This window comes from Sphingomonas sp. (assembly GCF_019635455.1).
Classification (GTDB): Bacteria; Pseudomonadota; Alphaproteobacteria; order Sphingomonadales; family Sphingomonadaceae; genus Sphingomonas.
This window is the reverse complement of sequence record NZ_JAHBZJ010000004.1, coordinates 185,327-196,363: the sequence shown is the minus strand read 5'-3', so window position 1 is coordinate 196,363 and position 11,037 is coordinate 185,327. Positions and strand designations below refer to the sequence as shown.

The following is an 11,037-nucleotide window of genomic DNA, read 5'->3' as shown; positions in this document are numbered from 1 at the left end:
TCCTCAATTCCATGCCGGCGCGGCGGTGCGCCGGGCCACGCGCAGCGTCGCGGAGCGCGCGCGCGGGTTGACCGAAAGTTCGCGCTCGCCCGGGCGCACCGGCTTGGCCGGCGCCTCGAAACTGGGCGCGCGCGCGGCGGCGACCGCCGGACGGTGGCGCGATCCGGCGGGTTCGCTCCCGCTGCGCTCGCGCATGAATTTCTTGACCATCCGGTCCTCAAGGCTGTGAAAGGTGACGACCGCCAGCCGCCCGCCGGGCTTCAGCACCCGCTCCGCAGCCGCCAGCCCCTCGGCCAGTTCGTCCAGTTCGCGGTTCACATGGATGCGGATCGCCTGAAAGGTGCGGGTCGCCGGGTCCTTCTTGTCGTGCGGCTTGTACCCCAGCGCCCGACGCACCACCGCCGCCAGTTCCGCGGTGCGGGTCAGCGGCCGTGCGGCGACGATCGCCCGCGCCACCCGTCGTGCGCGCGGTTCCTCGCCATAGTGAAAGAGGATATCGGCGATCTCGGCCTCGTCCGCGTCGTTGACGAAATCGGCCGCGCTCACCCCCTCGCCCGCCATCCGCATGTCGAGCGGCCCGTCGGCCTGAAAGCTGAACCCGCGCTCCGCCTGGTCGAGCTGCATCGAAGAGACACCGATATCCAGCGTCACGCCATCGACCGGGGCAAGGTCGCGCGCGTCGAGTTCGCGATCCAGGGTCGAAAACGGCGCCTCGATCAGGATCAACCGCCCGCCATGCGCGGCGACGCGCGGCTGCCCATCGGCGATCGCGCGCGGGTCCCGGTCGAACGCGACCACCTGCGCCCCCCGGTCGAGGATCGCGTCGGTATAGCCGCCCGCGCCGAACGTCGCATCGACATGGCGCTCGCCGGGCGCGATCGACAGGGCATCGATCACCTCGTCCAGCAAGACCGGGACATGGGGGCGCAGGGCCGGGGCGGCGGTCACAGCGTCACCTTCTTGTCGGCAAGGTGATAACGACAGGCGGTCTTCATGCTTTCCGGGGCGGTCGGATGCGCGAGCAGGGTGCGCGGATCCCAGATTTCGATCACCTTGCCGACGCCGTAGAAAAAGGCGTAGCCCGGCTTGCCGATGTTGGCGTGATCCGCATGCATGCCGGGAACGACGAAGCGGCCGGACGGATCAAAGGCGATGTTCTCGCTCGATCCGACACCTTCGCGCCAGATGTTGGAGTCGCTACGGCCCCGCTCACCGGCAAATTCCAGCTCGCGGGCATCGAGCCGGTCCATCAGCAGGTCGAAATAGGGTTCGTCATAGGCGATCAGGCAGGGATCGCTCTCATGCGTCGTCAGGATCGCGACGCGCGCGTCCTTCGAACCTTCGGCTTGTCCGCTGTTCTTTTCGAGCGTCGCGCGCAGGCCGGCGGGGATGGCGACACGACCCTTGTCGTCCACCAACTGCAGCCCCACGCCTCGATACCCGCTTCGACCCACGCCCGCCCTCATTTGCGGCGGACAAACCTCCTCCGTCTCCGGAAGCGTGCTTGCCCCACGCGCGCCGGATCCCCTTCGGATGACGATAAGGTTGCCCTGTTAACCAAGGGCGTAACTTAAGCGCCCCCGGTTTTCAATGCCTCAACTCGGGATTTTACGGGAATTTGCCCCAAAAATTGCCTTAGCCGGGTGACGTATTAACTACGATCTTGAGATGTTCTCGTATTGTTTTCGGCGCGGGGGACGGGATGGCGCGACCTCGCACGCGCACTGTGGGCGGCGACGGGCAAAGTGGGGCCGATTCCCGCGCGCGCCCGGTTTCAGGAGCGAAGCGCACGCGACGTGCCGCCGGAGCGGTCCCGAAGTCCGGGCTGGCGCCGCTGGCGCTCATTGGGTGGGGGGTGAAGCGGGGGTCGCGACTGCGGCGGGGGTTTCGGCGGTGCGCGGCGCGATGCCCAGTTCGGCGATCGGCTCGTCCTTTTCCACCACGGCGCTGTTGGTCACCGCGCCATCGGTCATGTTCGCGACCACATCGGGCTTTGGCGCCCCTTCCGCCACCACCGGAGCCTCCTTGTCGGCGGAGGTGAAAATCGCGCTGGCCAGCCCGATCAGCAGCAGGACGCTGGCCAGTCCGGTCAGGCCGACCCGGACGCGCTGCATGCTCTGCTGAGGATCCGTTGGAAGCGATTTCATGGCTGTGGCATAAATGTAACGCCTTAACAGCCGATTGTCACCCTGTGACGCGCCTCAGTCGTGATCGAGCCAGGCGGGGACCGGCAACCCCTTCGCGCGCAGCCACTCGCGATTGTAGAGGGTCGAGAGATAGCGGAAGCCGGTATCGCACAGGATCGTCGCGACCCGCGCGCCCGGCCCCAGTTCACGGCCAAGCCGCACCGCCCCGGCGACGTTGATGCCCGACGACAGGCCCAGGCAAAGCCCTTCCTCGGCAAGCAGGCGCCGCACCCATTCCAGCCCCTCTTCGTCCGAGATCCGGAACTGGGTGTCGATCGGCGCGCCTTCCAGATTGGCGGTGATACGCCCCTGCCCGATCCCTTCCGCGACCGAACTGCCCTCCGCCTTCAACTCGCCATGCGCATAATATTCGTACAGCGCCGCGCCATGCGGATCGCTGAGCGCGATGCGCACCCGCTCGTCATGCTCCTTCAGGCCCAGCGCCACGCCGGCAAGCGTGCCGCCGGTGCCGACCGCGCAGGTGAAGCCGTCGATCCGCCCCTCCATCTGCGTCCAGATTTCCTCGGCGGTGCCGGCGATATGCGCGCGGCGATTGGCGATATTGTCAAACTGGTTGGCCCAGATCGCGTTCGGCGTCTCTTCGGCGATGCGGCGGCTGGTGTGTACGAAATGACCGGGATTCGAATAGGGGGCGGCGGGGACCAGCACCAGTTCAGCGCCCAGCGCGCGCAGCGTGTCCATCTTTTCCCGGCTCTGCGTTTCGGGCATCACGATGATCGTGCGATAGCCCTTGGCATTGGCGACCAGCGCCAGCCCGATGCCGGTATTGCCCGCCGTCCCCTCGACGATCGTGCCGCCGGGCTGGATCGCGCCGCGCGCCTCGGCATCCTCGACGATGAACAGCGCCGCGCGATCCTTCACGCTGGCCCCCGGATTGGCGAATTCGCACTTGCCGAAAATGTCGCAGCCAGCGGCCTCGCTCGGCCCCTTGAGCCGGACCAGCGGCGTGTTTCCGATCAGTGCGATAGTATCGTTTGCGACCTGCATGGCGGGAACATAGGCATGCCCCCCATCGCCCCGCAAGCAAGCGAAACTATGCCGCGACCCCCGCCTGCTTGAGGTGTGGCCCCAGCCGCCCCGTCAGCCACAGGAAGAACATGCGATAGTCGCTGACCAGCGACCAGAGCGGATAGGTGAAGGTCGCGGGCCGGTTCTTCTCCACCCCGAAATGCGCCGCCCAGGCAAAGCCGTAACCGGCGAGCGGGATCGCCAGGAACCACCAGCTGTTGAGCCAGATGCCCGCCGCCAGCGCCACGAACGTCAGCAGCGTGCCGGCATAATGCATCGCCCGCGTCTGCGCCCGCGCATGCTCACGCAGATAATAGGGCCAGAAATCGCCATAGCGGGTGATCGCGCGCGCCATGCGGCGATGCTAGAACGCGTGCGCGATGCAATCAATCCCGCCCCGCAAATCGAGCTTCGCGCCGGTCACCGATGCGCGCACCCGGGTGCTGATCTGCGGCAGCCTGCCCGGCGAGCGCAGCCTGGCCGAACGCGCCTATTACGCGCACCCGCAGAACCAGTTCTGGCGGCTGATGGCACATGTCCTCGCGCGGGAGGAGCTGCCGGCACTCCCCTATGACGCCCGGCTCGCCGCCCTGCGCGACGCGCGATGCGGCCTGTGGGACGTGGTGGCGAGCGCCCTGCGGCGGGGGAGCACCGATGCCGCGATCGCGGCGATCGAACCCAATGATGTCGCCACGCTGGCCGCCACGCTGCCCGACCTGCGCGCGATCGCCTTTAACGGGGCCATGGCGGCGAAGCATGGCCTTCGCCAGCTGGGTGCGGCGACCAACCGATGGGCGATCCTGTCCCTCCCGTCCTCCAGCCCGCTGCACACCGTCGGGCTGGCGGCGAAACTGCCGGCATGGATGGAAGTGCGCACCTTTTTGCAGGGCTGACGTTGCGCCACGCGCAAAGCCTCATCACATCGGGACGCGCGCCAGGCCGCACCGGAACCGGATTTGCCCATGTCTTCCTCGATCGATGCCTATTGGGACGCGCTCGGCCTGCGCTCGGGGCGCGGCGCGAAGGCGCGGCGGGAGGCTGCGCTCAAGCGCGCCTATGAGCTTCGATCGTTCGAGATCGAACTCTTCTGGAAACGCGCCACCTTCTTCTTCGCCGCCCAGGTCGCGATGTTCGCGGCGCTGGCCGTTGCGATGCGCGATCCGGCCGCGTTCAACCTTGCCGTGCTTCCCATCGCCGCGATCGGCGTGCTGACCTCCTGGCTCGGCTGGCTGTCGGCGCAGGGCGCGAAATTCTGGCAGGAAAACTGGGAACGGCACATCGATGCGCTGGAGGACGAGTTCGAAGGGAGCCTGCACAAGATCGTGTGGACCGGCGCCGGCGCCGCGCGATTTTCGGTGTCCCGCGCACAGATCGCGCAATCGCTTTGCCTGCTGATCTTCTGGCTGGTGCTGGCCGGGATCGTCATCTTCGGCATGATCGCGCCATGGGTGAACAGCGCAGCGGGGCGCGCGGTGATCCTGTTCGTCGCCTTCGGCTATCTGTGCGTGGCCGATTGCTGGGGCCGGGAAACGCTCCGCTCCCGCTTCGCCAGAGAGCCGCTCTCCTTTCATGTGCGGACGCCCCAATACGCCCCGCCCACCCGATCGCGGGCCGCGTGACACGCCGCCCGCGTTCCACTATTGTTCCGCCATGCCCGATGCGCCGCCCCTGGACCTGCCGCCCCGTCCGCTGCGCTGGCTGTATCTCGATCTCAACAGCTATTTCGCCTCGGTCGAGCAACAGCTGAACCCCGACCTGCGCGGGCGGCCGATCATCGTCGCGCCGGTGGACAGCGACACCACCGTCGCGATCGCCGCGTCGGTCGAGGCCAAGAAATACGGCATCCGCACCGGCACCCCGGTGTGGGAGGCGAAACAGCTGTGCCGCGAACTGATCGTGACGCCGGGGAGCCACGCGAAATATGTCGAGTTCCATGAAGCGATCGTCGCCGAAATCTGGAACCACATCCCGGTCACCCGCGTCTGTTCGATCGACGAGGTGGCGTGCCGGCTGCTCGATAATGAAAACAGCGTCGCCGCGGCCACCGCACTCGCGCAGCGGATCAAGGCGGGGATCCGCGCCCATGTCGGCACCTGCCTGACCAGTTCGGTGGGGATCGCGCCCAACCGGCTGCTCGCCAAGCTGGCCAGCGACATGCAGAAACCCGACGGCCTGACGGTGTTGAGCGAGGAGATGCTGCCCCAGCGCCTGTTCGCGCTCCCGCTGCGCGATATCGCCGGGATCGGCGCGAAGATGGAAAAGCGGCTTGCCCAGCAGGGCATTCTGGACATCGGCCAGTTGTGCGCGCGCCGGCCGCGCGATGCGGGATCGGCCTGGGGCGGGGTCAATGGCGACCGGCTCTGGTATCTGCTCCACGGTTTCGACCTGCCCGAAAAGCCGACGCAGAGCCGCACCATCGGCCACAGCCATGTGCTCAGCCCGCGCAAACGCGGACTGGAGCCGGTGCGGCTCACCGCCCGGCGCCTCGCGCTCAAATCGGCGAGCCGGCTGCGGCGCAAGGGGCATGTCAGCCGCCTTCTCGTACTCCATGCCCGGTTCGAGGACGACAAATCGACCTGGCGGACGTCGATCAAGCTGCCATCGACCCAGGACAGTTTCACGGTGCTGGCCGCGCTCGACACGCTGTTCCCGCGACTGGCCGATGCCGGCCGGAAGCGGCCGGGCGGGTTCGCGATCCGGATGATCGGCGTGACGCTGGCGGAAATCGCGCCCCTGCACGGCGAACAGGAATCGCTGTTCGCCGCGCTCGACCCCGACGACCCGCTCGCGCGGGAGACCCGGACGCTGGCGCTCAGCAAGGCGATGGACCGAATCAACGAGAAATTCGGGCGCCTCGCCGTGTCGGTCGGCCCGATGGACGGCAGCCGCACCGACCGCGTCGGAACGAAAATCGCGTTCGGCCGTATCCCGGATCTGGACGAATTTCACGAATGAGGACGGGGTCTTGCCTGTTGCAACGCAAAATCGATTGGTTCCCGGTATAACGTATCCCTTGACGTCAAATGCTGCGTGCGCAAAAGAGCGGCCCGCTATGAAGATGCGCCTTTTCACCGCCGCCGCCGCCGCGATCGCGCTCCTGCCGCTCGCCGCCTGTGACCACAAGCCTGAAGTCGTCGATTCCCGCGATCCGGATCCGATGGCGGAGCAGCTGAAGAATGCGCCGAAGGTCGAACTGCCGCCGGCGATCAAGGCGACGGTTTCGATGCGCTGCCAGCCGGGCAACGCGCTGGTCTTCGCCGACTTTTTCGAAGGCGACAAGATCGTGGCGATCACCGCGGTTAAGGACGGCCCCAAGACGCGCCTGACCGCGCCGGCCGCCGGCGAGCCGTTCACGGCCGATGGCGGTTATAAGCTGGTCGGCAATTCGAAGTCGGCTACCGTCACCATCCCGGGCAAGGGTACGCTCACCTGCAAGAGCTGATCCGAGCGATCCATTCAATTCATGGCGGGCCGGGGCGAAAGCCACCGGCCCGTTGCTTTTTCAGGCTGCCCGCGCCTCTTCGGTGAGCGGCACCAGCGCGGCCAGGAACTGCGCCGCGCTCGCCTCCCAGGTAAAGCTGCGCCCATAGTCCGCACATGCCGCGCGGTCCCGGGTCAACGCCTGGGCGATCGCGACGTCGAGATCCTCCGACAGCGCCCCGGTTTCTGCGGTGACGACATCCACCGGCCCGGTCACCGGGAACGCCGCGACGGGGGTGCCGCAGGCCAGCGCCTCGATCATCACCAGCCCGAACGTGTCGGTCCGACTGGGAAAGACGAAGACATCCGCCGCGCTATATGCCTGGGCCAACGCCTCGCCGAACAATGGCCCCAGAAACACGACATCGGGATATTTCGCCTCCAGCGCCTCGCGCGCCGGCCCGTCGCCCACGACGACCTTCGTCCCCGGATGCCGCGACGTCAGAAACGCCTCGAGATTCTTTTCAACCGCGATCCGGCCGACATAGAGCTGGACCGGCCCCGGCAGGTCCGCCATCGCCGGATGGGGCGATAGCCCGGGACGGAAATTGGCGAGATCCACCCCCCGCCCCCAATGCCGCACCTGATCCAGGCCATGCGCGACCAGCGCGTCGCGGATCGAACCGGTCGATGCCAGGATCGACTGGGCGGGCGCGTGGAACCAGCGGATATACCGCCAGACCCACTCCGCCGGCACGCCGGCGCGCGCTTCGACATAATCGGGGAATTGCGTGTGATAGGCGGTGGTGAAGGGAAAGTCGTATTTGAGGCACCACCGCCGCGCCGCGACGCAGACCGGCCCCTCGGTCGCCAGATGCACGGCATGCGGCTCAAACGCGTCCAGCAGATCGCCGATCGTGCGGCTGCGCACCATCGCCAGCCGGATTTCCGGATAGGTGGGGCATGGCACCGAATAAAAACGGTCCGGCGAGATCACCAGCACCCGATGCCCCTGCCGTTCCAGCACGGCGCGGACCGCCTGGAGCGTGCGGACGACCCCGTTCACCTGGGGTTCCCAGGCGTCGGTCACGATCGCGATCCGCATCTCTCCGTCACTCAAGCAGCAGCGCGCTCCTCGGCCCCCTCGGGACCGAGGTCGCGCGCGGCGATTTCGTCGGCCCAATGGAGAATTTCCATCCGGCCATCGTAATGTTCGACCAGGGCGGTGCAACCCTCCACCCAGTCGCCGTCATTATAATATTCGATCCCGTCGATGACGCGCATCTCTGCGGTGTGGATATGGCCTGCAATCACGCCATCGACCCCACGCGCACCAGCTTCCTTCGCGACGATCTCCTCAAACCCGCAGATGAATTCGACCGCGTTCTTGACCTTTTGCTTGGCGTGCTTGCTCAGCGACCAATAGGGCAGCCCGCGCCAGCTGCGATATTTGTTGCACCACCGGTTGAGCGCCATCACCGCGGTGTAGGCGGCGTCGCCGACATGGGCGAGCCAGCGGTGCGACAGCGTGATCGCGTCGAACTCGTCGCCATGCAGCACCAGCAGGCGGCGGCCATCGGCGGTTTCATGGATCGCCTGCCGCCGGATTTCGATCCCGCCGAAGCTGAGACCGGTGAACTGCCGGAAGATCTCGTCATGGTTGCCGGGAATATAGACGACCCGCGCGCCACGCTTGGCACGCTTCAGCATTCGCCACACGATGTCGTTGTGCGTCGCGGGCCAGTAGAACTTCTTCTTGAGCTGCCACCCGTCGATGATGTCGCCGACCAGATAGATCGTCTCGCTGTCGACATGGTCAAGAAAGTCGATCAGCATCTCCGCGTTGCAGCCGCGCGTGCCGAGATGGATGTCCGAAATCCAGATCGCGCGATATTGCCGCCGCCCGCCGATCACCCGTTCGGGGATCGCCGGCTGCATGGCGGAAAAATCGGCGAGATCGGTGATCGGCGCCTCGAACGGCAGCCGGGTGATGGTGGCCATGAAAGCCCCGAAATTGTCCTTGCCCGGACCTGCATATGACGCGCGAATGTTACAGCTGGACGCGTTCGCGCGTCATCGCTCTGTCATGCCGTGATGGGAATATACCCCTTCAGCCCGGCGATCCGCGCGATCCATCCGCGCACCGCCGGCCAGGGGGAGAGCGCGAAGCCACCCTCTTCGGCGACATGGGTATAGGCATAGAGGCAGATGTCGGCGAGGGTCGGGCCGTCGCCGACGAACCAGTCCCGCGTCGTCAGATGCTCGTCCATCAGCCGCAGCGCCGCCTCTCCGGCCGCACGCTTGCCCGGCAACATCGCACGCTGAAGCTCATCGAGATTGTCCGCGCCGATCCACTCCATCCAGAAGCGAACGGTCGCGATATTGGGCTCGTGATTATATTGCTCCCAGAACATCCAGCGCAGCATGTCCGCGCGGTCGAACGGATCGGCGGGGATCAGCGCGGACCCGTCGGCGAGATAGACGCAGGCCGCGTTGCTTTCGGGCAGGAACCGGTCCCCGACCTGCAACACCGGAATCCGCCCATTGGCGTTGATGCCCGAGAGAAACGCGGGCGTCCGGGTCTCGCCCTTGACGATATCGTATTCGCGCCGCTCGATCGCCTGACCGGTGAACGCAGCGGTCAGGCGGATCTTGTAGCAATTTCCGGAGGCGGCATATTCATGCAGGATCGTCGTCATCGTCATCGTCATCCTCCGGCAGGTCCGCCGCAGGCACCGGCGTGGCACTCCCGGCCATCGCGGCACCCTTCACCAGACCGTCGAGCGAGCCGCCGTCGAAGCCGAGTTCCTTCATCAACCCGTCGAGCATCGGCGCCTGCGCGCGATAGCGCAACGCGGCCGCGACCGCCGAATCGGCCAGATTGCCGTCGCCGCCCCCATTCCCCGGCCCGCCCCCGGGACCGGCGCCCCCGCCGCTGGTCAGGCCATCGACCTGCACGATCTTGATGCTGTCGATCGCCTCGATCGGCTTAGCCGCCTCGCGGATCACCTCCGGCAGCACCTTTAGCAGCGCGAGCTTGGTCTGAAGCGAAATCTGATCGGACGAAAGCAGGTTCGCCGCCTCGTTCACCGCACGCTGGCCCGCAGCCTCCACTTCAAAGCGGACGCGATCCGCCTCGGCGCGCAGCTTGGCCGCCTCGGCCTCGCCTTCCGCGAGCAGCCGCGCCGCTTCAGCACGATTGGCCGCGGCTTGCTTTTCCGCCTCGGCCTCGACCTTCACGCTGATCGCCGCGCGCTCCGCCTCGCGCGCCGCATCGATCAGTTCGATGCGCTTGGTACGCTCGGCGACCTCGGTCTCGCGTGAGGTGACGACCTGTTCCTCGGCGGCAACCGCCTTGGCGCGCGCGGCATCGGCCTCCGCCTTGGCCTGGCTCTCTTCGCGGCTCTTGTTCTGGACCGCGATCTGCTGTTCCTGCCGCGCGAGTTCCAGAGCCTGGGTCTGGGCGATCTTCGCTTCCTGCACCGCACGGTCGGCTTCGATCTGCTGGCTATCGACCAGCTTTTTTGCCTCGATCTTCGCCTGATCGGCTTCCTGCTGCCGCTGCGCCTGCTCACGCGCGATCTCGGCGACTTGCGCCGCGCGGCGCATTTCGACCTCGCGCTCCTGCTCCAGCCGCGCGAACTCCTCATCGCGACCGATCAGAAAGGACTGACGCTGCGCCTCAAGATTCTTGGTCTCGATCTGGACGCGCGTGTCCTGCTCGATGTCGTTGCGCGCCTTTTTGCGCAGTTCGATCTGCTCCGTGAGTTTGGTCAAGCCCTCGGCGTCGAACGCATTATTGGCGTTGAAATGCTCGATGCTCGTCTGGTCCAGCCCGGTCAAAGACACGCTTTCCAGTTCCAGGCCGTTCATCGACAGATCGGCCGATGACACCTGCTGAACCTTCTGTACGAACTCGCTCCGCTGCTCGTGCAACTGAGCCATCGTCATCCCCGCCGCGACCGACCGCAACGCATCGACGAACTTTCCTTCGACAAGCTCTTTCAGCGCGTCCGGGTTCATCGTGCGCAGGCCCAGCGTCTGTGCGGCGGTTGCGATCGCCTGCGCATCAGGCTTCACACGGACATAGAATTCAGCCTTCACGTCGATGCGCAGCCGATCGAGTGTGATCAGCGCATCGGCGTTCTTGCGCTCGACCGCCAACCGCACCGTGTTCATGTTGACCGGCATCGTCTCATGAAACACCGGCAGAACCAGCGCGCCGCCGTTAATCACCACCTTCTCGCCGCCAAAACCGGTGCGGACGAAGCCAATCTCCTTCGACGCGCGCTTATACAGCCTTGCGATCACCAACCCGATAATCAGCAATGTCAGCAGGCCGCCGCCCGCGTAGATCAGGTACGGAAGGGCGCTCCCGCCCGTCGTTGCGACATCCTGCATA

Annotated in this window: 13 protein-coding genes; 4 read left to right on the top strand and 9 right to left on the bottom strand. The window is 66.3% G+C overall.

The genetic code is table 11. The annotated features are described in order from the left end of the window. Positions 1-3: 3 nt before the first annotated feature. The 5 genes from rsmH to KF783_RS07410 all read right to left on the bottom strand — a co-directional run bounded on the left by rsmH (position 4) and on the right by KF783_RS07410 (position 3,570). A complete protein-coding gene (rsmH, locus tag KF783_RS07430) occupies positions 4-948 on the bottom strand; it encodes a 16S rRNA (cytosine(1402)-N(4))-methyltransferase RsmH (protein ID WP_294077849.1) in 945 nt (314 codons plus the stop codon). After that, on the bottom strand, positions 945-1,430 hold the full coding sequence (locus KF783_RS07425; protein WP_294077848.1) for a division/cell wall cluster transcriptional repressor MraZ: 486 nt from the start codon (positions 1,428-1,430) through the stop codon (positions 945-947). The genes rsmH and KF783_RS07425 overlap by 4 nt, the downstream gene beginning before the upstream one ends. A gap of 411 nt (positions 1,431-1,841) precedes the next feature. Next, positions 1,842-2,114 carry a hypothetical protein gene (locus KF783_RS07420; protein WP_294077847.1) on the bottom strand — a complete coding sequence of 91 codons (273 nt, stop codon included), beginning with the start codon at positions 2,112-2,114 and terminating at the stop codon, positions 1,842-1,844. Positions 2,115-2,201: 87 nt separating this feature from the next. Continuing rightward, complete coding sequence (locus KF783_RS07415; RefSeq protein ID WP_294077845.1) at positions 2,202-3,194, bottom strand: cysteine synthase A; 993 nt, start codon at positions 3,192-3,194, stop codon at positions 2,202-2,204. A 46-nt stretch (positions 3,195-3,240) separates the two neighbouring features. Next, on the bottom strand, positions 3,241-3,570 hold the full coding sequence (locus KF783_RS07410; protein ID WP_294077843.1) for a DUF962 domain-containing protein: 330 nt from the start codon (positions 3,568-3,570) through the stop codon (positions 3,241-3,243). Between the two features lie 25 nt (positions 3,571-3,595). Between KF783_RS07410 and KF783_RS07405 the strand changes: the two genes are divergently transcribed. The 4 genes from KF783_RS07405 to KF783_RS07390 all read left to right on the top strand — a co-directional run bounded on the left by KF783_RS07405 (position 3,596) and on the right by KF783_RS07390 (position 6,657). Then, entirely contained in the window at positions 3,596-4,108 is a 513-nt protein-coding gene (locus KF783_RS07405) for a DNA-deoxyinosine glycosylase (RefSeq protein ID WP_294077842.1), read from the top strand. Positions 4,109-4,177: 69 nt separating this feature from the next. Further along, positions 4,178-4,834, top strand: coding sequence for a hypothetical protein (locus KF783_RS07400; protein ID WP_294077841.1), 657 nt, complete (start codon positions 4,178-4,180; stop codon positions 4,832-4,834). Positions 4,835-4,865: 31 nt separating this feature from the next. Further along, positions 4,866-6,170, top strand: coding sequence for a type VI secretion protein ImpB (locus tag KF783_RS07395; protein ID WP_294077839.1), 1,305 nt, complete (start codon positions 4,866-4,868; stop codon positions 6,168-6,170). Between the two features lie 97 nt (positions 6,171-6,267). Next, positions 6,268-6,657 carry a hypothetical protein gene (locus KF783_RS07390; RefSeq protein ID WP_294077837.1) on the top strand — a complete coding sequence of 130 codons (390 nt, stop codon included), beginning with the start codon at positions 6,268-6,270 and terminating at the stop codon, positions 6,655-6,657. A gap of 60 nt (positions 6,658-6,717) precedes the next feature. Here the strand turns inward: KF783_RS07390 and KF783_RS07385 are convergent, their stop codons facing one another. The 4 genes from KF783_RS07385 to KF783_RS07370 form a co-directional block, all read right to left on the bottom strand. Beyond that, positions 6,718-7,740: a glycosyltransferase family 1 protein gene (locus KF783_RS07385; protein ID WP_294077965.1), complete on the bottom strand. Its 1,023-nt coding sequence runs from the start codon at positions 7,738-7,740 to the stop codon at positions 6,718-6,720. Between the two features lie 11 nt (positions 7,741-7,751). Beyond that, positions 7,752-8,636: a UDP-2,3-diacylglucosamine diphosphatase gene (locus tag KF783_RS07380; RefSeq protein ID WP_294077835.1), complete on the bottom strand. Its 885-nt coding sequence runs from the start codon at positions 8,634-8,636 to the stop codon at positions 7,752-7,754. Between the two features lie 83 nt (positions 8,637-8,719). After that, positions 8,720-9,340 carry a glutathione S-transferase family protein gene (locus tag KF783_RS07375; protein ID WP_294077963.1) on the bottom strand — a complete coding sequence of 207 codons (621 nt, stop codon included), beginning with the start codon at positions 9,338-9,340 and terminating at the stop codon, positions 8,720-8,722. Further along, positions 9,315-11,036: a flotillin domain-containing protein gene (locus KF783_RS07370; RefSeq protein WP_294077833.1), complete on the bottom strand. Its 1,722-nt coding sequence runs from the start codon at positions 11,034-11,036 to the stop codon at positions 9,315-9,317. The genes KF783_RS07375 and KF783_RS07370 overlap by 26 nt, the downstream gene beginning before the upstream one ends. Between the last annotated feature and the right edge of the window lies 1 nt (position 11,037).